The organism is Serratia sp. HMSC15F11, assembly GCF_001808215.1.
Lineage (GTDB): Bacteria > Pseudomonadota > Gammaproteobacteria > Enterobacterales > Enterobacteriaceae > Serratia > Serratia nevei.
In genome coordinates, this window is the sequence record NZ_KV792495.1 from 1,137 (window position 1) to 20,617 (window position 19,481).

At 60.0% G+C, this 19,481-nt stretch carries 17 protein-coding genes; 7 read left to right on the forward strand and 10 right to left on the reverse strand.

Features of this window, described 5'->3' with window-relative positions:
• Positions 1 to 67 precede the first annotated feature (67 nt).
• Positions 68 to 409, forward strand: a complete 342-nt coding sequence (locus HMPREF3138_RS19190; RefSeq protein WP_070559235.1) for a hypothetical protein — start codon at positions 68 to 70, stop codon at positions 407 to 409.
• Positions 410 to 653: 244 nt separating this feature from the next.
• Here the strand turns inward: HMPREF3138_RS19190 and HMPREF3138_RS19195 are convergent, their stop codons facing one another.
• From HMPREF3138_RS19195 to HMPREF3138_RS19205, 3 genes are all read right to left on the reverse strand, one after another.
• Positions 654 to 1,355 (reverse strand): hypothetical protein, encoded by a 702-nt coding sequence (locus tag HMPREF3138_RS19195; protein ID WP_070559237.1) that lies wholly within the window; start codon positions 1,353 to 1,355, stop codon positions 654 to 656.
• 501 nt (positions 1,356 to 1,856) lie between these two features.
• Entirely contained in the window at positions 1,857 to 2,567 is a 711-nt protein-coding gene (locus HMPREF3138_RS19200; protein ID WP_038876299.1) for a phosphatase PAP2 family protein, read from the reverse strand.
• Between the two features lie 77 nt (positions 2,568 to 2,644).
• Positions 2,645 to 3,619, reverse strand: a complete 975-nt coding sequence (locus tag HMPREF3138_RS19205; RefSeq protein WP_038876297.1) for a CobW family GTP-binding protein — start codon at positions 3,617 to 3,619, stop codon at positions 2,645 to 2,647.
• Positions 3,620 to 3,937: 318 nt separating this feature from the next.
• Here HMPREF3138_RS19205 and HMPREF3138_RS19210 point away from each other — a divergent pair, with 318 nt between their 5' ends.
• On the forward strand, positions 3,938 to 4,246 hold the full coding sequence (locus HMPREF3138_RS19210; protein WP_033635274.1) for a type 1 fimbrial protein: 309 nt from the start codon (positions 3,938 to 3,940) through the stop codon (positions 4,244 to 4,246).
• A 62-nt stretch (positions 4,247 to 4,308) separates the two neighbouring features.
• On the opposite strand, the gene HMPREF3138_RS19215 is transcribed toward HMPREF3138_RS19210, so the two are convergent.
• Positions 4,309 to 5,781: a mannitol dehydrogenase family protein gene (locus HMPREF3138_RS19215; RefSeq protein ID WP_038876295.1), complete on the reverse strand. Its 1,473-nt coding sequence runs from the start codon at positions 5,779 to 5,781 to the stop codon at positions 4,309 to 4,311.
• Between the two features lie 293 nt (positions 5,782 to 6,074).
• Between HMPREF3138_RS19215 and uxuA the strand changes: the two genes are divergently transcribed.
• A complete protein-coding gene (gene uxuA, locus HMPREF3138_RS19220; protein WP_038876294.1) occupies positions 6,075 to 7,265 on the forward strand; it encodes a mannonate dehydratase in 1,191 nt (396 codons plus the stop codon).
• Between the two features lie 43 nt (positions 7,266 to 7,308).
• Here uxuA and yeiP read toward each other — a convergent pair whose 3' ends face one another.
• Complete coding sequence (yeiP, locus tag HMPREF3138_RS19225; protein WP_004935725.1) at positions 7,309 to 7,881, reverse strand: elongation factor P-like protein YeiP; 573 nt, start codon at positions 7,879 to 7,881, stop codon at positions 7,309 to 7,311.
• Between the two features lie 126 nt (positions 7,882 to 8,007).
• The gene (mtr, locus tag HMPREF3138_RS19230) at positions 8,008 to 9,252 is read right to left on the reverse strand and encodes a tryptophan permease (protein WP_038876290.1); all 1,245 of its coding nucleotides are present in this window, start codon (positions 9,250 to 9,252) and stop codon (positions 8,008 to 8,010) included.
• A 264-nt stretch (positions 9,253 to 9,516) separates the two neighbouring features.
• Here mtr and HMPREF3138_RS19235 point away from each other — a divergent pair, with 264 nt between their 5' ends.
• Positions 9,517 to 9,771 (forward strand): YkgJ family cysteine cluster protein, encoded by a 255-nt coding sequence (locus HMPREF3138_RS19235; RefSeq protein ID WP_015378527.1) that lies wholly within the window; start codon positions 9,517 to 9,519, stop codon positions 9,769 to 9,771.
• Here the strand turns inward: HMPREF3138_RS19235 and HMPREF3138_RS19240 are convergent.
• The 4 genes from HMPREF3138_RS19240 to HMPREF3138_RS19255 all read right to left on the reverse strand — a co-directional run bounded on the left by HMPREF3138_RS19240 (position 9,768) and on the right by HMPREF3138_RS19255 (position 15,401).
• Positions 9,768 to 10,943 (reverse strand): sugar efflux transporter, encoded by a 1,176-nt coding sequence (locus tag HMPREF3138_RS19240; protein WP_038876289.1) that lies wholly within the window; start codon positions 10,941 to 10,943, stop codon positions 9,768 to 9,770. The two genes, HMPREF3138_RS19235 and HMPREF3138_RS19240, sit on opposite strands and share 4 nt — an antisense overlap.
• 154 nt (positions 10,944 to 11,097) lie before the next feature.
• Entirely contained in the window at positions 11,098 to 13,572 is a 2,475-nt protein-coding gene (torA, locus tag HMPREF3138_RS19245; protein WP_070559239.1) for a trimethylamine-N-oxide reductase TorA, read from the reverse strand.
• 12 nt (positions 13,573 to 13,584) lie between these two features.
• On the reverse strand, positions 13,585 to 14,745 hold the full coding sequence (locus HMPREF3138_RS19250; RefSeq protein ID WP_038876287.1) for a NapC/NirT family cytochrome c: 1,161 nt from the start codon (positions 14,743 to 14,745) through the stop codon (positions 13,585 to 13,587).
• A 233-nt stretch (positions 14,746 to 14,978) separates the two neighbouring features.
• Positions 14,979 to 15,401, reverse strand: a complete 423-nt coding sequence (locus HMPREF3138_RS19255) for a nucleotide triphosphate diphosphatase NUDT15 (RefSeq protein WP_038876285.1) — start codon at positions 15,399 to 15,401, stop codon at positions 14,979 to 14,981.
• A gap of 247 nt (positions 15,402 to 15,648) precedes the next feature.
• Here HMPREF3138_RS19255 and fruB point away from each other — a divergent pair, with 247 nt between their 5' ends.
• The 3 genes from fruB to fruA are packed head-to-tail and all read left to right on the forward strand — an operon-like array spanning position 15,649 to position 19,417.
• On the forward strand, positions 15,649 to 16,782 hold the full coding sequence (gene fruB, locus HMPREF3138_RS19260) for a fused PTS fructose transporter subunit IIA/HPr protein (protein ID WP_047730248.1): 1,134 nt from the start codon (positions 15,649 to 15,651) through the stop codon (positions 16,780 to 16,782).
• Positions 16,779 to 17,720: a 1-phosphofructokinase gene (gene fruK, locus HMPREF3138_RS19265; RefSeq protein WP_015378523.1), complete on the forward strand. Its 942-nt coding sequence runs from the start codon at positions 16,779 to 16,781 to the stop codon at positions 17,718 to 17,720. Before fruB ends, fruK begins: the two co-directional genes overlap by 4 nt.
• An 11-nt stretch (positions 17,721 to 17,731) precedes the next feature.
• Positions 17,732 to 19,417: a PTS fructose transporter subunit IIBC gene (fruA, locus tag HMPREF3138_RS19270; RefSeq protein ID WP_038876282.1), complete on the forward strand. Its 1,686-nt coding sequence runs from the start codon at positions 17,732 to 17,734 to the stop codon at positions 19,415 to 19,417.
• Positions 19,418 to 19,481 lie beyond the last annotated feature (64 nt).

Genomic DNA, 19,481 nt, shown 5'->3' on the forward strand with positions numbered 1-19,481 from the left:
GCAGAGCAGGGTGTACGATTAGTACTTTCAGGGGTTCGTGGGCATTTTAGAATATCAAGGATGTAATATGCATTATGATCAAGACACAATGAGTATTTTAATCGATGAACGTACTGTGCCGGATGTAAATTCACGTACGATGCATAGTAGTTTGTTGATTAAACCACTCAAGAAGAAGTTAAAGGCATATATGGCCGAGATGGATGAAAGGATTGAGTGCAAGGAATACATGAATATTGGGTTCCTAGTACAGAACGATCCTCAATGGAAAATGGGTAGTGTCCATGAGTGGACTCTATTTGATGAACAAAAGTATATTGTCATAATCGACAAACACAAACAGTACCAGAAAGGATTATATTTCTGGGTTTATACAGTAGGATTACTAAATGATAGGGATGATAATTGAGCTAATTAAATCTGGAATTGGATTGTTTCAGAAAAAAGAACAGAGTAAAAATGAGTTAGAAGCTCAGAATAGCCACGAACAGAATCAGATCACTCTTGAGGAAACTCGTAAGGGCTTCACGTGGCGGCAGGCATTGGGGTATGTTCTAACATTTATTATTGCATGGAATTACGTCATTCTTCCAGTACTGGCAGTATGTGGTGTAGTACTCCCGCCAGTACCTTTTGATCAGGTTTTTAAGTTACTATATGTTCTTATCGGTAGTAGCTAAATCGTTGTTACGGCTTTCTTGTTCAATTGTAAACCATTTTGTGGCAACCTTGCCGACGTATTTTGCTAGCATGTAGTTGGCTGATGAACTAATAACAACACCCACTCCAAATGGTAGGGATTTTTCTAAGGCTTTACGCGAGAAGTTGATTCCTATTTTTTTGAACATTTCTTTAATGACGATTAGTGCAGAGCCTTTTAAATACATTTTCAACATTTTTACGCCAGCATTTGATGCTATCTTCACGACAGTTTCACTTCCGAGCTTTTCTAGTGTACCACCTGCTGCTATTAAAAATGATAGTTGCCTAGCATCTTCACTGCTAATGTCCCAATTAAATGCTTCCGCTAGGCACATACACATATCAACTTGATTTTTCATGCAATAAGATGTGTCTGCTATAGCACCCCCTGTAACTGCAACTGCTGTACCTACCCCAGGAATAATGCTACTTAATGAGGTTACGCCACCCGAAATACTAGAGTAACTTGAATAACGGCTGACGATTTTTTTTGCGACAATTTTCTGAATTTCCAATTCTTGGAGCTTTGGATTTGCAGCAAGCACCGATTTTTTGTATTGGTTCACTATTTTTTTAGCATCATCGGGTGTGATTGCTATGGACTCAACTAATTTAAGAAGTCTTGATGATTTTTCAACATCAGTTGCTGTCATTGTATAAATTCCTTTTCAGAATGTAGTAAGTAATGATGTTTTATGACATGTATTGTGAATCAACATTAGATTCGAACACGTTCAGTTCTTGGCTTCCCCTTCGAGTTTTTTCACCTGTCATTTTTCATCATTCCCAGTAGAGTTTAGTAGCCATAGTTATCTTAGGGTAATGGTGAGTGACTGGCAATGCTCTTAAAACGCCCTATAGCGAATTTTTCAGTGAAGGTAATGGTGTTGGGATAGTTTGGTAATAGAATTCAATATAGGGCGTTACATGGCGTTATCCCGCAAGTCAGCTACATACGATAGCTAGGGAAATTATTTTATTTTAGTGTTAAAGTGTAATGTAAATCTTCATATAAAAAACGCCAATTGTCCGATGTATGAATCTGGCGTGAAATCAGGTTGCAAAAGGGTTAACGGACGGCGGTGAAATTTTGCGCGCTGCGGGGGGGAGAGCACGGGAGGCGTGGGCCTCCCGGCATGAGTCATAGACGCAAGTTATGGTTGGCCGGGGCGGTGCTTGCCGGGCAACAGGCGATTCAACCGATCGACAATCCAGTCGCTGCAAGGCGTCATCAGCACCCAGCTGGCGCCTACCAGCACCACGGACAGCGAACCGACGGCGATATCGGTAAACCAGTGGGCGCCAATCATCACGCGTGGTAATGAAAAGACCAGCGTAATCAGCAGGGCGACGGCGAAGGCACCGCGGCCGAAATAGCGCAGCATAAAGCAGGAAAAAATAATCAGCATCATGCCGTGGTCGCCGGGGAAGCTGTCGCCGGAAGCGTCCTTGGTCGGGATGCCGGTCAGCTCGCTGACGCGATGGATATTGTCGAAGGTCAGGGTAGGGCTCGGATGTTTCACCGGCAGCAGATGGCCAAGCTGATTCAGCACCACGGCGGTCAGCAGCATCACCACGCCGGTGATCACCAGGCGGCGGCGGCCGGCGGCGTCCTGCTTCAGGTAGAAGTACAGATACAGCAGACCCATGGCGAGCAGCGAAATGACATCAAACGCGCGGTTATTGGTGATGGCGACCAGATGCAAAAATGCCGGGTCGGTGGCCAGATGGCGGTTAAAGAAGAAAAAAATCGCCGAATCCAGGGTAAACCAGCCGCCGTGATTGGCCGGCAGGAACCAGGACAGAAACAGCGCAACGCCCAGTAAGTTGAAGAAGAGAATGAAGGGTAAATTGCGGCGTGTCATGACATAACCTGTTGAAAAAATGAAAACGAAACAAAACACGGCCGCCCTGCGACAACCGGGGGGCAACGGTACGGGGTTTAACTTAAACGAATCTTAAACAAGGCGGATTGCAGGGCGTTCCAGTCGGTATTTTCGCTGTGGATCAGTTCAATCCGGCTGTCGAGCGGCGCGAGCGGGCGGGTTTCGATGTTGAGATCCTGCCCCTGACGATTGATCAGCAATGTGCCTTCGGGAATGCGCACCACGCCTTTGGCGCGTTCGACCGGCGCGAGTCGTACCCACTCCATAAAGCCGACTGTGTCGAACTGGGTGTCGGCGTCAAAAATCCAGCCGCAGCTGGTGAAGCCTTGCCCCTCGTTCAGCGCTCGCCGCCAGCGGGCGTGCTCCGGCAATCGCAGCGCCGCCAGCCCCTGCGTTTTCGCCTGACCATGATGATGCTGCGCGTCCGGTAATTCTGCACGATTCGTGCGCGGGAGGGACAACAGCGCGACATCCGCTTGGCCTTGCGCGATGGTGTAGCAGGGCCGCTGCAGCGGATCTTGCGCCCTCCAGGCTTCCAGCGCCCACCTGTCTTCCGGCTGATAGGTATCGTTTTTGCTGGCCAAAATAACGTCGGCCGCGGCCAGCTGATCGCGGAAGTTTTCGTTGTCGCGGTAACGGGGTTGGCTGAGCTGGCGGGCATCCAGCAGGCACAGCGTGGCCTGCAAATCGATCCAGCCGGCATAGCTCTCCTGGGTCAGCAGCGACAGGATTTGTTTCGGATGCCCGAGCCCGGTCGGCTCGATCAGCAGCCGGTCCGGTTTGGCCTGCTGCAGCAGCATATTCAAGCCCACCTGCATCGGCAGGCCGTTAACGCAACACATGCAACCGCCGGGGATCTCTTTGAGCACCGCGCCGCTGTCCGCCAGCAGCGCGCCGTCGATGCCGATCTCGCCGAATTCGTTGACCAGTACCGCCCAGCGTTCCTGGTCGGGCTTATGAGCCAGCAAATGGCGGATGGTGGTGGTTTTACCGCTGCCGAGAAAGCCGGTAATCAAATTGGTTTTGGTCATTAATAATTCCTGGCGTAAAAATTAACTTGCTTAATAAATGAGTTACGCTGCCTTGTCGATGAAGCGGCCGCAATTTAATTTGTGCTCTATCTCGCAAATTTTGCACGTCACCCTGCGCTTTTCAACCGGCAAAAGCCACTTTTCAAAGCAAGAAAATTCTTAGATAAAACCCTGTATTAGATGCGGTTAACTTTTGTTAGTAGCTTGTTTTTACATTGTTAATGACGCGATTAACGATCAAATTGCGTCCCTTTCCTTGCGATTATTCCTAACAAGATCCTCTATGGTTAAATTGGCTTAACTAAAAATGAGGTTGCCATGAATACCTTTCGGTTATTTTTGATCGTAGGAATGTTGTTTTCATGGACGGCAGTGAGTCATGCAGGAGTGGCCGGCGGGGTAATTCGCTTCGTCGGTTCTATCGTTGAAAGTCCTTGCACGGTCAATATTGCAGATTCTAAGGCGAATACGCAATGTTACCGCAACGGCCAGCGTTATCAGGCCCAGCAAGCGTTGTCAGGTTTTGATACTACACGCAAAGAACTTCCGCTAAATCTAGGCACAACCGAAATGAAGTGGGTAGACCAACAGAAGAAGCTCGCTGTTATGACGGTCGTTTATCGTTAAGTCGTTCCGCCATGCCGGCGTAACGTTACGCCGGCATGGTTATTCTCGGCCCTGCAGGCTCCTCACCGCATCACCCACTCCTTCACCGTTTCACGCGCCCCGCGATCGCGCAGCGACAAATAGGCTTGCGTTACCGCTTCGGTAAACGCCGCATGCGCCGCCAGCGTTTCGCCGAACACCGATTTCAGTGCCAGCAGCGCCGTTACGCGCCGCCGATCGTCCGGCGTGGCGGCGATCGTCTGTTGCAACACGTCTGCCAGCGGATCGCGAATGTCGATCGGCTGACCGGCGTCATCGACGCCGCCGACGTAACGCATCCAGCCCGCCACGCCCAGCGCCAGCCCGCTATAGTCACCGCCGTGCCGCAGATGCCAGCGCACCGCGTCCAGCAGGCGCTGCGGCAGCTTCTGCGAGCCGTCCATGGCGATCTGCCAGGTGAGGTGTTGCAGCGTCGGATTGCTGAAGCGCGCGATAAGCTGTGCGGCGTAGTCGGCCAGACTGATGCCGGTGACGCTCAGCGTCGGGGCCTGTTCGTCCAGCATCAACCGCAGGGCGGCGCGGCGGTAGTGCTCATCCGCCATGCACTCGTTGATATAGCGGTAGCCGCCCAGGTAACCGAGGTAAGCCAGGAACGAATGGCTGCCGTTCAGCATGCGCAGCTTCATGTGTTCAAACGGCAGTACATCGCTGACCAGTTGGACGCCAGCCTGCTCCCACGCCGGGCGTCCGGCGGTAAAGTTGTCTTCCACCACCCATTGGATGAAGGGCTCGCAGGCGATGGCGCATTCGTCGCGCACGCCGCCCAGCGCGGCGGCGATCTCATCCAGCGTGGCCGGCGTGGCGGCCGGCACGATGCGATCCACCATGGTGCAGGGGAAGGTGGCGGCGGTGGCGATCCAGTCGGCGAGCGCCGGATCCCGCGCCTGCGCCAGATCGAGCACCGCCCGGCGCAGCACGTGGCCGTTCTCCGGAATATTGTCACAGGAGAGCAGGGAGAAGGCGGGCAAGCCGCGTTCGCGCCGCAGCCGCAGCGCTTCCACCAAAATGCCGGGCACGGTCTGCGGCTGATGCGGCCACGCCAGATCGGCGACGATCCCCGAATGCTGTCGATCCAGCCGCCCGCTGCCGGGCTCGATGCAATAGCCTTTTTCGGTAATGGTCATCGAAACGATCGCCACCTGCGGCTCGGCCAGCTTCTCCAGCACCGCGGTGATGCCTTCCAGCTTGCGATGCAGGCTCTCATGCACCGCACCGACCACGATGGCCTGATGGCCGTCCGCGCCTTTCTCCAGCACGCTGTACAGATGATCCTGTTGCCGCAGCGCCTCAAACAGCGGCACGCCGCCGGAAAGACTGATTTCGCAAATGCCCCAATCGCCGCCTTGGGCGCTCAGCAGCCGATCGGTCAGCAGTGCCTGATGCGCGCGGTGGAACGCGCCGAAGCCAAGGTGCACGATGCGGCTGCGCAGGGTCCGGCGGTCATAGTCCGGCTGCCGGACGGCGCTCGGCAGCGGGGTGTTGGCGATCGTTTTCATCTCATCTCCAAAACGGGTAAGACAGCTTGCGGGCCACTTGCGCCAAGTTAGCAGACCAGTTTTCCGCCGTGCAGGCAGGGTGGCACCGGTGATAAAAAACTGCGACCAGTGTAAAGATGTCGGCCAGTTAAAGGAATTGGTCAGTCCAAAATAAGCCAGAATCGTGAAGTGGATCAACCAATGAGGGGATCGGTTTTGACAGCGCAGGCCGAAAGAGTAAGTTAAAGATAACTGACATCTAAATTAAACTGGTATAACAGCATTGCGGTGCGAGACAGGTATAAGGACAAAACATGGAACAAACATGGCGTTGGTATGGCCCGAACGATCCGGTTTCTTTGGACGATGTGCGTCAGGCCGGGGCGACCGGGGTGGTGACGGCGCTGCATCATATCGCGAACGGTGAAGTCTGGCCGATCGACGAAATCCGCGCGCGGCAGGCGCTGTTGGCGGAAAAGGGGCTGGTGTGGTCGGTGGTGGAGAGCGTGCCGGTACATGAGGAGATCAAAACCCGCAGCGGCGACTGGCGGCGGTACATCGCCAATTACCAGCAGTCGCTGCGCAACCTGGCGGCCTGCGGCATCGACACCGTCTGCTACAACTTCATGCCGATCCTCGACTGGACGCGCACCGATCTGGCCTATCCGCTGCCGGACGGTTCCAAAGCGCTGCGTTTCGATCAGATAGCCTTCGCCGCGTTCGAGCTGCATATCCTGCAGCGCGCCGGCGCCGAGGCGGACTATACGCCGCAGGAACGCAGCCAGGCGGCGGCCCGTTTCGCCGCCATGAGCGAGGAAGAAAAAAATCGGCTGACCGGTAACATCATCGCCGGGCTGCCGGGGGCGGAGGAGGGCTACACGCTGGAACAGTTCCGCCGCCGGTTGGCGGAATACGACGGCATCGACAAGGCGCGGCTGCGCGAAAACATGGCGGTCTTTCTGCGCGCTGTCGTGCCGGTGGCGGAAGAGGCCGGCATCCGGCTGGCGGTGCACCCCGACGATCCGCCGCGGCCGATCCTCGGTCTGCCGCGCATCGTCTCCACGATTGAAGACATGCAGTGGCTGAAGCAGACCGTCGACAGCATTTATAACGGCTTCACCCTATGCACCGGTTCATACGGCGTGCGCGCCGATAACGATCTGGTGCGGATGATTGAGACCTTCGGCGATCGCATTCACTTTACCCACCTGCGCGCCACCTGCCGCGAGGAGAACCCGAAAAGCTTCCACGAAGGGGCGCACCTGCAGGGCGATGTGGACATGGTGGCGGTGATCGAAGCGATCCTGACCGAAGAGCTGCGTCGGCAACGGGCAGGCGATCGGCGGCCGATCCCGATGCGCCCCGATCATGGACATCAGATGCTGGACGACTTGAAAAAGAAAACCAATCCGGGCTATTCGGCCATCGGGCGGTTGAAAGGGCTGGCGGAGCTGCGCGGCGTCGAGCTGGCACTCAAGCGGCGCTTTTTCCCGGAATTGCCGTAGCGGAAAATGAAACGGGGCCGGGACTCGGCCCCGCTGGCGTCGACTAGTCGGCGCGGCTCATGTAGCGGCGTTCGGCGATATGAATGCGAATCTTGTCGCCTGCGCTGAGGTATTCCGGCACGTGGATCACCAGGCCGGTTGCCATGGTGGCCGGTTTGTTGCGGGCGCTGGCGGAAGCGCCTTTGATGCCCGGTGCGGTCTCGACGATTTCCATATCCACGGTCTGCGGCAGCTCCAGCGCCAGCACCTGGCCGTCCAGCGTCAGCACCTGCATGCCCGGCAGGCCGCCTTCCGGAATGAACAGCAGCTCATCTTCAATCTGGTCTTTCTTGAAGATGTACGGCGTGTAGTCTTCGTCATCCATGAACACGTATTCTTCGCCGTCGATATAGGAGAAGTTCACCTTGCGGCGCGACAGGGAAATGGTGTCCAGGATATCGTCGCCCTTGAAGCGTTCTTCCACTTTCAGGCCGGTGCGCACGTCGGAGAAGCGCATTTTGTATAGGGTGCTGGCGCCGCGGGCGCTCGGGCTCTGCACGTCGATATCTTTTACCAGCAGCAGCTTGCCGTTGTAGCTGATCGCCATGCCGCGCTTAATTTCGTTAGCTCTTGCCATTTCAATTCATCCGCAATGAAGAGTATTAGAGAAGTTGCGACAAGGTACTCGCGCCGCTGATTTCAGGCAATAGCCCGGCGTAAAAACAGTGCGGGAAAGGGAGAGCAGATGCTCTCCCTTCGGAGATTAGTGGAAGACCGGCAGCAGACCGAACAGCGACAGAATATGCGCGGCGGCGTTGATCAGCCCGAACAGGATGACGAACAGGACCACGCCGTTGCCGCCCGGTGCGCGGTATCCCGCCTGCGGATAGCGGCGGCGGCTGGCGCGCGCCATCAGCGCCGGCACGATCACTGCCCAAATGGTGGCGGCCAGCCCGGCGAAGCCGATGGCGTACAGGAAACCGTTCGGGAACAGCAGCGCGGCCAGGGTCGGCGGCACAAAGGTCACCAGCGCGGTCTTGCTGCGTCCGACGGCGTCGTCCTTGAACTTGCAGAAGTCCGCCAGGTAATCGAACAGGCCCAGCGACACGCCGAGGAACGAGCTGGCCAGCGCCATATAGGAGAAGGCGTTCAGCAGTTGGCTGACGGTCTGGCTGCTGGAGACGTTGCCCATTTGCTTGAGCAGGCTGCCGATATTGCCGCCCTCGGCGATCACCTGCTTGAAGGCGTCGCGCGCGATATTGCCCTGAATCACATACTGCCACAGGATGTAGATCGCCAGCGCCAGCAGGGTGCCGTACACCAGGCTGCGCACCACGGAGCCGCTGTCCTTGTGGTAGTACTTCACCAACCCGGGAATGTTGCCGTGGTAACCGAACGAGGTCAGCAGGTAAGGCAACGCCGCCAGGGCGTAAGGCAGATAGCTGGCCTGATCATCGCCGGTGTTGAACAGCACCGCAGGCTGCACGTGGGTGAACATGTCACCCACCGACATCACGAAGGTGATCACCATACCGCCGATCAGAATGGTGCTCAGGCGATCGACCGCGCGGGTGGAGAGCCAGACGATAAACGCCACGACCAGCGCGAACACCAGGCCGGCGGTGGTCTGGCCGACGCCGACGATGCCCTCCAGCGTGTGGGCGATGATCGAGCCGCCGGCGGAGATATAGGCGTAGGTCAGGATGTACAGCACGAACGCCACCGACAGGCCGTTCACGGCGTTCCAGCCTTTACCCAGCAGGTCCTTGACCATGGTATTGAAGCTGGCGCCGCTCGGATAGTGCAGCGTGGCTTCGAGGATCATCAGGCCGGAAAGCAACATGCAGGCCCAGGTATACACCAGCAGCGCGACGGAGCCGCTGAACCAGACACCGGAAGTGACGATCGGAATGGAAAACATGCCGGCGCCAACGGCGGTTCCGGCAATGATCATCGCGCCGCCGAGGACGGAAGGGCGGGCCAGCTTCTGGATGGTGTCCGTAGACATGCGTGCTCCTGATGGAAGAGGTTCTTTTGTACTAGCTCAATGGTACATGGGTGTATGGCGCATGTAAAGCGGGGTAATTGCACGTTTCACGCGTTTTTGTCTTTAAATCAAGGTGTGTTGGGCGTTTATTCGCCATAGGATGACGCCGGCCGGCGCAGGGCGATGAGTGTAAAGATCGCCGGGGCGCAGGGATTCTGCTGGCGGCAGCCGCGCGCGGCTGCTATTGTCGCGCTTCTTTTCCCCAGCCCACCAGGAGTAGCGCTGATGGACTGTCGCAGCGACTGCGGCGCCTGCTGTATCGCGCCGTCAATATCCAGCCCGATCCCCGGCATGCCGAACGGCAAGCCCGCCAATACCCGCTGCATTCACCTGGATGAACGGCTGCGCTGCGGCCTGTTTCATTCGCCGCTGCGGCCGAAAGTGTGCGGCAGCCTGCAGCCGAGCCGCGACATGTGCCACGATCACCGCGATCAGGCGCTGATTTATCTCGCCAGGCTGGAAGCGGACACCGCGCCCTAAGCGTCTTTCAACCGCCACAGGCACAGCGTGGCCCCCACCGTCATCGCCAGCGCGGCGTAAAACACCGCATGGTAGTTCCAGATTTCCGCCACCGCGCCGGCGATTGAGCCGGCGATGATCCAGCCCACCCGGGTGGTGTTGGTGAACAGCGTGGTGGCCGCCCCGGCCTGGCCGGGCATCAAATCCTGAAAGTAGAGCATGCCGATCCCCGCCAGCACGCCGATAAACGCCGCATTCAGCAGTTGCAGGGCGATGAGCTGCCAGCTGCCGGTGATAAACAGCAGGCCGCAGTAGAACAGCACGCCGGCGACCACCGCCCCGCGCATCAGGCGGCGTTTGCCGCAGTGCTTCGCCGCCAGACCGGCGAGCAGCATGATCGGGATCTCCAGCCCGGCGGCGGCGCCCATCAATATCCCGGCCAGCCGCTCCGGCAGCCGCAGCTCGTGCACCACGTACAGCGGCATGTTGATCAGGTACATGCTGTTGGCGGTCCACATCAGGGTGCAGGCGACGAACAGCAGCAGCGAATCGCGGCGGTGCTGCCGCGGTGCGGCCAGGGGCGCGTTCGTCGCCGCGGTTTTCGGCATCGAGGGCAGCTGTTTCCACACCAGCAGGCCGCACAGTACAAAGGCCGCCGCGCCCGCCAGATACATGGCCTTAAAGCCGAAGCCCAGCGCCAGCGCGAAGGCGATCGGCGGGCCAATGACCCAGGCCAGGGAGACCTGGGCGCGCATGATGGAGGTGAACATCACCGCCTCGCGGCCGGTACGGTCGGCATGCTCACGCGCCAGCGCAAACATCTGCGGGTTGGCGGTGGAGCCGAAGCTGGTAAGCACCACGCCGACGATCAGCAGCAGGTAATAATCACGGTTCCAGGCGAACAGCGTGAACCCCAGCGCACCCAGCATGCAGCAGAGGAAGATCAGCGATTTGCGGTCGCCTCGTTTATCCGAACGGCCGGCGAGAAACTGGCTGACCAGAATGCCGATCACCGCGCTGCCGGTAAAGAACAGCCCGACCAGCGCCGGCCGTACCTTGACCTCGGTTTCCAGAAACAGGCTCAGCGTCGGGGTTTGCAGGGCGCCGGCGATGCCGGTAAGAAACGCCACCGCCAAAAAGGCCAGCGAAGTGAGATCGGGCGTGCGTCGCGTTACTGCGGATGAAGTCGGCATGGTGGTTGAGAATTCGTCGAAAAAGGAAGGTCGCGCGCATCATACGCCCGTTGAAATGAAACGCAAACCGCTCCCTTTCGGCGAAGGGTAAACGGATATGTCGCGCGGCGACGAGAAAAAAGGGGCGCGTTGCGCCCCCTTGCTTGCCGGTAAATCAGGCGCCTTGCGGCACCGCGTGCGCGGTATTTTTCAATACCGGCCCCCGATACTTCTCGATCTGCAGCTGCGCCATCTGCCCGCAGTTGCCCTGCGCCAGGCTGGAAGAGCCGATGTCGAAGGTCAGGCAGTTGACGTTGCCGTTCTTGCACAGCGAGCCGGGCTGCGCCGGATCGACCGGATCGAACCAGGCGCCTTCGCTGATGCGCACCACGCCCGGTCGCACGTCTTCGCTGACCACCGCACCCACCAGGATCTGGCCGCGATCGTTGAACGCCCGCACCAGATCGCCGCCGCTGATGCCGCGCGGCTGCGCGTCCTGCGGATGGATCAGGATAGCTTCACGATCCGCTACCGCGTATTTCTCGCGCAGCGGCGTGTTGTCGAGCTGAGAGTGCAGCCGGTTGGTCGGGTGCGCGGTATTGAGCGACAGCGGATACTTGGCCGCTTCCGGCCCGCGATACCACTCGTGCGGCGGCATCCAGGTCGGGATGCCGGGGCAATCCTCGTAATGCATTTTGGCGATGGCGTCGGAGTAGATCTCGATCTTGCCCGACGGCGTGCCCAGCGGGTTCAACAGCGGGTTGTCGCGATAGTCGGCGAAGCGCACCCACTGCTTGTTGGCCTCCGGCACCGGGAAGCGCACGTAGTTGTTGGATTGCCAGAACATGTCGAACGGCGGCAGCGCCACCCGGGCCGCGCGCGCCTGGTTCTTCATGTCGTCGTACATGCCTTTCAGCCACTGGGTTTCGTCCTTGCCCTCGGTAAAGGCTTCCTGCACGCCCAGCCTGGCCGCCATCGCCGAGAAGATGTCGAAGTCGCTGCGCGACTCGTGCTGCGGCGGCACGCATTGATGCATCGGGAACACGTAGAGCTGCGAATAGTCGCCGCCCATTTCCAGATCGTTGCGCTCGTAGCTGGTGGTGGCCGGCAGCACGATGTCGGCATGCTTGGCGGTGGCGGTCCAGTAAGGCTCGTTGACCACGATGGTGTCCGGCCGCTGCCAGGCTTTGACCAAGTTATTGGTGTCCTGATGCTGGTGGAAGGTGTTGCCGCCCGCCACATACACCATTTTCACCTCAGGGTAAGTGACCTTGGCACCGTTGAAGTCGATGGTTTTGCCCGGATTGCTCAGGCATTCGGCGATGCGCGCCACCGGGATCGGCGCCGGGGAGTTCTTCGGCGCGTTGCCGGCGGAGATGCCGGCGATGATGCCGCCCTTGGCGGTCGGGCTGCCGCCGGAGGAATAGTGATAGCTGAAGCCGAAGCCGCCGCCCGGCAGGCCGATCTGGCCGAGCATCGCCGCCACCGTCACCAGCAGCCAGTGCTGCTGTTCGCCGTGGTGCTGGCGCTGAATGCCCCAGCCGCCCATGATCATGGTGCGATGCTTCGCCATCTCGCGCGCCAGACCGCGCAGCGTGTCGGCATCGACGCCGCTGATGTCGGCCGCCCATTCGGCGGTTTTCGCCACGCCGTCGCTCTCGCCCAGCAGGTAGGCCTGGAACTTGTCGAAGCCGAAGGTGTAGGTTTTCAGGAAGTCCGGGTTATGCAGCTTCTCGGTCAGCAGCGTGTGGGCGATGCCGATCAGCATGGCGCCGTCGGTATAAGGACGCGGGGCGATCCATTGCGCATTGACGAACTTGGCGCTGTCGCTGTGCACCGGATCGATGCTGATCACCCGGGTGCCTTTCTGCTTCAGCGCCTCGAAGCCGGTCTGGCCGACGTGATCCGGCACGTTCCAGCTGTTTTTCAGCGTGACCATCGGGTTGCAACCCCACAGGATCACCAGCTCGCTGTTCTCGATCACGTTCGGCCAGGCGGTCTGCTGTTCGTAGACCTCCATCGAACCGACCACGTGCGACATGATCACCTGCGCCGCGCCGGTGGAGTAGTCGCCGGCGTAGCCGAGGAAACCGCCGGTCAGGTTCATCAGGCGCTGCAGCAGCGTGCGGCTGTTGTGCAGCATACCGACGCTTTTCCAGCCGTAGGAACCGGCGTAGATCGACTGCGGCCCGTGATCTTTCTGCAGGCGAACGATCTCATTGCACACCAGCTCGGTCGCTTTGTCCCAGCTGACGCGCACCCACTCGTCGCGGCCGCGCAGCTCGGTGCGGCTGCCGGGGCCGCCCTCCAGCCAGCTTTTACGCACCATCGGGTATTTGATGCGGTTCTCGGCGTGCACCTGATAAGGCGCCATGGTGATCAGCTCATTCGGATACGGATCGTCCTGCACCGGCTGCACGCCTACCATCTTGCCGTCTTGCACGATGGCCTCGAACGCGCCCCAGTGGGCGCCGGTCAGAATGCCTTTTTGCGCCTGACGCAAGACGATGAACTGCGGCAGCGCTTCGCTGATGGCCTGCGCCAGCGCCGCTTTGGGCCATAAGCCTGCCAGCAGCGGGGCGGCGGCCAGCGCGGCGGCCCCGGTCAGGAAGCGGCGGCGGCTCATTGTTAACGGTTGTTGGTTGCTCATTGCGCTTCTCCCTTAAAGCTTGGCCGGTGCGGCAGGTGGCATGTCGCTGGCGTGTTTTTGTACGTATTGCGTCAGCACGCGCAGCTGTTCCTGCGTCAGCGAGGTGCGCGGCGCCATGCCTTTGATGACGCCGATCCATTGGTTGGCGTTGAAGCGATCGAGCGCGGTCAGCCCGTGGCAACCGGTGCAGTTGGCCGACATCATGTCCGCGGCGTAGCGCCAGATTTTTTGCTGATCGTCAATCAACTGTTTACGCGGCAGCCACACCTGCAGAGAAACCTGATGCCAGACCAGGCCGGTTTCCGCATCGGTCTGGGTGGAGGCGGTCTTCAGCTGTTGGCGCGCGTCTTCACCCAGCAGCACGCTGAGGATGCGTTTGCCCTGCGCGGCGTAGAACACTTCGCTGACGCCGTCCTGCTGCCAGCCGCTCACGGTGGCCAGCACCTTGTCGCCCTCCTGCTTCACCACCTGCACTTCGGTGGACGGCATCAGGTTGCCGGCGTTATGGCTGTCGTTGGCGCCGAGGAAGAACGGCTCGGTGGCGATGGTGTAAAGGGTGGTGGCGTCCGGTGCGGTCAGCGCCGCGGCCTTCGCCAGCTCGGCGGCGCCGGCCTGGGTTTCGCCGCTCATATCCGGCAGGATGTGGGCTACGCCCTTATGGCAATCGATGCAGGTCTCGCCCTGTTTGATCGCCACCGGGTGCTGCAGGCGCGCCTCAGGGCGCTGGGCGGTGATGTCCATGGCGTCGTAGCTGTGGCAGGAGCGGCAGGTGGCCGAGTCGTTCTCTTTCAGCGTTTTCCAGACCGACTGCGCCATCGCCAGCTTGTGCGCTTCGTATTTTTCCGGCGTATCGATGGTGCCGACCATCTCACCGTAAATGTCTTTCACCGCGCGGATTTTGGTCCACAGGTAATCGATCGGCTGGTGCGGCACGTGGCAGTCGGCGCACTCGGCGCGGATACCCTTGGTGTTTTGGAAGTGGACGCTGCCCTGATATTCGGCCAGCGGTTGTTGCATGGTGTGGCAGGAAACGCAGAAGGCGGTATCGCTGGTTTTATGGAAGACGGTGGCGGTCCCGGCCAACAGCGCCGCGCCGAGGATAATCCCCAGCAGCAAAAGCCATAGCCATCCCCACCGGCGCTTTTTTTCAAAGCCAGTCAGTTTTTTGCTCATGGTAAACCCGCTTATAATTATGAATTTAAAATAAAATCTTGCCAAAAGGCCGCCGACCGGAGGTCAGAATGCCACGTCGATTGCAGGGGTAATAATAGAAGAGGGTTAACCCCATAGGGTTATCCGTAGTCAAAAAAAGGGCATATATCGCAAAAAATAGCGTTATATTCTAATTTATATAGCGGTGAGGCAGTGCGGCAGGGGAAGCGAGCGCAACATGCGCTCGCGATGGGTCAGGCCGTGGGCACATAGGCCTGGCCGCTCAGCCACAGGCGGATGGCGGTGCGGCTGGCTTCGAAATGCGGCTCCGGCAGGGCGTCCGGCGCGCACCAGCGCCACTCGGCGCACTTTTCAGGTTCTTTCAACTCGGCGCTGCCGCCGGGATGATCCACCTGCAGGCAAACAGACACCGTGTGTTTGCCTTCGGCGCGCCAGGTTTGCAGATTGTTGCTGACGCCCACGAAGCGCGGCGGGTCGATGAGCAACCCGGTCTCTTCGGCGATTTCGCGCTGGGCGCACTGCTCGAAGGCTTCACCGGCCTCCAGATGCCCGCCGGGGATCGACCAAAAGGGCGCGTGCGGGCCGCAGCGTTTGCCCAACAAAATCTCGCCCTGCGGGTTGACGATGATCACCCCGACGCCCGTCACTACGTTCATGCTTTTCTCCGTCAGCAAAGTTTCAGCACAGTATGTCATTTTGCCCCGGCGCTGACCAATGCGCCGGCGAAAGTGTGCGTAAGCTCAAAAATCTGCAATGGCAAAAGGGAGAAAGCTTGCTTTCACCTTGCGCTGCTTACACACTTCTTGAAACGTTTCAGCGTTATCCGGCCGCTTGTGGCGAGCGGGTCACGCTCCTTTTTCTCAATAAAGCTGAAACGATTCAATTCAGCAGGAGAGGAGAATCATGTTCCAGTTGTCACCGCAAGACATTCATCTGGGCGCCGCTGCCGACGGTAAGCAGGAGGCCATCCGCCAGGTGGCCGCCGCCCTGACCGAAGCCGGCTGCGTCAGCGCCGGTTACGTGGACGGCATGCTGCAGCGCGAACTGCAGACGTCCACCTATCTGGGCAACGGCATCGCCATTCCGCACGGCACCACCGATACCCGCGATCTGGTGCTGAAAACCGGCGTGCAGGTATTCCAGTTCCCGCAGGGCATCGCCTGGGGCGAAGGCCAGACCGCCTATGTGGCGATCGGTATCGCCGCCCGCTCCGACGAGCATTTGGCGCTGCTGCGCCAGCTCACGCACGTGCTGAGCGATGACGGCGTGGCGGAGCGGCTGGCGAAAACCACCTCCGCGGAAGAGCTGCGCAGCCTGCTGATGGGCGAACAGCAGAGCGCCGAATTCCAGTTCGACGTTTCGCTGATTGCGCTCGACGTCGCGGCCGACAGCCTGATGACGCTGCAGGCGCTGAACGCCGGCCGGCTGCAAAAGGCCGGCGCGGTCAACGCGCAGTTCGTCAGCGATGCCATCACCCGCAAGCCGCTGAACCTGGGGCAGGGCATCTGGCTGAGCGACAGCGTCGAAGGCAACCTGGCCAGCGCGGCCACCGTCAGCCGCCCGGCGCAGGCTTTCGTGGAAGACGGCGAGCCGGTGGCGCTGCTGCTGACGGTGTCGGTCGCCGATGCGCAGCCGCTGGCGGTGCTCAACTACCTCAGCGATCTGCTGCTGGCCAACAAAGCTGAACGCCTGCTGAAGGCGGATGCCGCCGGGGTGCTGGCGCTGCTGACCAGCGAAGTGGCCGAGGAGAGCAGCGTGCTGAGCGCCGAATTTGTGATCCGCAACGAGCACGGCCTGCACGCACGGCCGGGCACTGCGCTGGTCAACGTGATCAAAAGTTTCAACAGTGACATCACCGTCACCAACCTGGACGGCAGCGGTAAGCCGGCCAACGGGCGCAGCCTGATGAAGGTGGTGGCGCTGGGCGTGAAGAAAGGGCATCACCTGCGCTTTACCGCCAATGGAGAAGATGCTGAAGCCGCGCTGAAGGCGATCGGCGAAGCGATTAATGAAGGACTGGGCGAGGGCGCAGCATGAGCAGAAGAGTAGCAACGATCACCTTGAACCCGGCGTACGATCTGGTGGGCTTCTGCCCGCAGATCGAGCGCGGGGAAGTCAACCGGGTAAAAACCGCCGGTCTGCACGCCGCCGGTAAGGGTATCAATGTCGCCAAAGTGTTGAAGGATTTGGGCATCGACGTCACCGTCGGCGGTTTCCTGGGCAAAGACAATCAGGACGGTTTCCAGCTGCTGTTCAGCGATCTGGGGATTGCCAACCGCTTCCAGGTGGTGCCGGGCCGCACCCGCATCAACGTCAAGCTGACGGAAAAAGACGGTGAAGTGACCGACTTCAACTTCTCCGGTTTTGAAGTGACGCCGCAGGACTGGGATCGCTTCGTCAGCGACTCGCTGAGCTGGCTGGGCCAGTTCGACATGGTGGCGGTGAGCGGCAGCCTGCCGGCCGGCGTCGATCCCGATGCCTTTACCGACTGGATGACCCAGCTGCGCGCCAAGTGCCCGTGCATCATTTTCGACAGCAGCCGCGAAGCGCTGGTCGCCGGGCTGAAGGCTTCGCCGTGGCTGGTCAAACCGAACCGCCGCGAGCTGGAAATCTGGGCCGGCCGCCCGCTGCCGACGCTGGCGGACGTGGTCGAGGCCGCGCATGCGCTGCGCGAACAGGGCATCGCCCACGTGGTGATCTCCCTCGGCGCGGAAGGCGCGCTGTGGGTTAACGCGTCCGGCGCCTGGATCGCCAAACCGCCGTCCTGTGAGGTGGTCAGCACCGTGGGCGCCGGCGATTCGATGGTCGGCGGCCTGATTTACGGCCTGCTGATGCGCGAATCCAGTGAACACACCCTGCGTCTGGCCACGGCGGTAGCGGCGCTGGCGGTCAGCCAGAGCAACGTCGGCGTGACCGATCGTCCCCAGTTGGCCGCGATGATGGCGCGCGTCGATCTGAAACCTTTCAATCAATAGCAGGAGGCAGAATGAAAACGCTGCTGATGGTAGACAGTTCGCTGGGGCAGGCCCGTGGCCACCTGGCGAAACGCATGCTGGAGGCTGCCGCGGCCAAAACCGGCCTGACGCTGGTCGAGTCGCTGCAGGACGCCGAACTGGTGGCGGTGATGGGGCAGTCAGCCCCTGCTGATGCCGGGTTGAACGGCAAATTGGTGTATGTGGGCGACGTAGAGCAGGCGGTGCGTGAACCGGACGCTTTTCTGGCGCGCGCCAAGGCCGAAGCTGAAACCTATCAGGCACCGCAGGCGGCGGCGCCGGTGAAAGCCGATGGGCAAAAACGCATCGTGGCGATCACCGCTTGCCCAACCGGCGTGGCGCACACCTTTATGGCGGCCGAAGCCATTGAAAGCGAAGCGAAGAAACGCGGCTGGTGGGTGAAGGTGGAAACGCGCGGCTCCGTCGGTGCCGGCAACGCCATCACCCCGGAAGAAGTGGCGGCGGCGGATCTGGTGATCGTCGCGGCGGATATCGAAGTGGATCTGGAGAAGTTTGCCGGTAAGCCGATGTACCGCACTTCCACCGGCCTGGCGCTGAAGAAAACAGCCCAGGAACTGGACAAGGCGCTGGCCGAGGCCGAGGTATTCCAGCCGCAGCAGCGCGGTAGTGCGGCGCCGGCGGGTAAAAAGAAAGAGGGCAACGGCCCGTATCGTCACCTGCTGACCGGCGTGTCCTACATGCTGCCGATGGTGGTGGCCGGCGGTCTGTGCATCGCGCTGTCGTTCGTGTTCGGCATCAAGGCGTTTGAAGTCAAAGGCACGTTGGCGGCGGCGCTGATGCAGATTGGCGGCGGCTCCGCCTTTGCGCTGATGGTGCCGGTATTGGCCGGTTTCATCGCCTTCTCCATCGCGGATCGCCCGGGCCTGACGCCGGGCCTGATCGGCGGCATGCTGGCCGTGAGCACCGGCGCCGGGTTCCTCGGCGGCATCATCGCCGGTTTCCTGGCGGGTTACGTCGCCAAGGCGATCAGCAGCAAGCTGCGCCTGCCGCAGAGCATGGAAGCGCTGAAGCCAATCTTGATCATTCCGCTGGTGGCCAGCCTGATCACCGGTCTTATCATGATTTACGTGGTCGGCACGCCGGTCGCGAAAATCATGGAAGGCCTGACCCATTGGCTGCAGTCGCTGGGCACCGCCAACGCGGTGCTGCTGGGGGCGATTCTCGGCGCGATGATGTGTACCGACATGGGCGGCCCGGTGAACAAAGCGGCCTACGCCTTTGGCGTGGCGCTGCTCAGCTCCTCGGTGTATGCGCCGATGGCGGCGATCATGGCCGCCGGCATGGTGCCTCCGCTGGCGATGGGGCTGGCGACGCTGCTGGCGCGCCACAAGTTCGAGAAATCCGAACGGGAAGGCGGCAAAGCGGCGCTGGTGCTGGGCCTGTGCTTTATCTCTGAAGGGGCGATCCCGTTCGCCGCCCGCGACCCGATGCGCGTGCTGCCTTGCTGCATTGCCGGCGGGGCGCTGACCGGTGCGCTGTCGATGGCGTTCGGTGCCAAACTGATGGCGCCGCACGGCGGGCTGTTCGTGCTGCTGATCCCGGGCGCAATCACGCCGGTGCTGCTGTATCTGGTGGCGATCGCTGCCGGTACCCTGCTGGCGGGCGTGGCTTATGCCCTGCTGAAGCGTGCTGAAACGTCGGTGGCCGCCGCGGCGTAACTGACGTCGGTATCGCCAAAACGCGCAGCCCTGGGCTGCGCGTTTTTGTTGTAAGCCTTAAACC

Coding starts and splice junctions, on each gene's coding strand:
- HMPREF3138_RS19190 (WP_070559235.1), top strand. CDS start 68: ATGCATTATGATCAAGACACAATGAGTATTTTAATCGATGAACGTACT.
- HMPREF3138_RS19195 (WP_070559237.1), bottom strand. CDS start 1,355: ATGACAGCAACTGATGTTGAAAAATCATCAAGACTTCTTAAATTAGTT.
- HMPREF3138_RS19200 (WP_038876299.1), bottom strand. CDS start 2,567: ATGACACGCCGCAATTTACCCTTCATTCTCTTCTTCAACTTACTGGGC.
- HMPREF3138_RS19205 (WP_038876297.1), bottom strand. CDS start 3,619: ATGACCAAAACCAATTTGATTACCGGCTTTCTCGGCAGCGGTAAAACC.
- HMPREF3138_RS19210 (WP_033635274.1), top strand. CDS start 3,938: ATGAATACCTTTCGGTTATTTTTGATCGTAGGAATGTTGTTTTCATGG.
- HMPREF3138_RS19215 (WP_038876295.1), bottom strand. CDS start 5,781: ATGAAAACGATCGCCAACACCCCGCTGCCGAGCGCCGTCCGGCAGCCG.
- uxuA (WP_038876294.1), top strand. CDS start 6,075: ATGGAACAAACATGGCGTTGGTATGGCCCGAACGATCCGGTTTCTTTG.
- yeiP (WP_004935725.1), bottom strand. CDS start 7,881: ATGGCAAGAGCTAACGAAATTAAGCGCGGCATGGCGATCAGCTACAAC.
- mtr (WP_038876290.1), bottom strand. CDS start 9,252: ATGTCTACGGACACCATCCAGAAGCTGGCCCGCCCTTCCGTCCTCGGC.
- HMPREF3138_RS19235 (WP_015378527.1), top strand. CDS start 9,517: ATGGACTGTCGCAGCGACTGCGGCGCCTGCTGTATCGCGCCGTCAATA.
- HMPREF3138_RS19240 (WP_038876289.1), bottom strand. CDS start 10,943: ATGCCGACTTCATCCGCAGTAACGCGACGCACGCCCGATCTCACTTCG.
- torA (WP_070559239.1), bottom strand. CDS start 13,572: ATGAGCAACCAACAACCGTTAACAATGAGCCGCCGCCGCTTCCTGACC.
- HMPREF3138_RS19250 (WP_038876287.1), bottom strand. CDS start 14,745: ATGAGCAAAAAACTGACTGGCTTTGAAAAAAAGCGCCGGTGGGGATGG.
- HMPREF3138_RS19255 (WP_038876285.1), bottom strand. CDS start 15,401: ATGAACGTAGTGACGGGCGTCGGGGTGATCATCGTCAACCCGCAGGGC.
- fruB (WP_047730248.1), top strand. CDS start 15,649: ATGTTCCAGTTGTCACCGCAAGACATTCATCTGGGCGCCGCTGCCGAC.
- fruK (WP_015378523.1), top strand. CDS start 16,779: ATGAGCAGAAGAGTAGCAACGATCACCTTGAACCCGGCGTACGATCTG.
- fruA (WP_038876282.1), top strand. CDS start 17,732: ATGAAAACGCTGCTGATGGTAGACAGTTCGCTGGGGCAGGCCCGTGGC.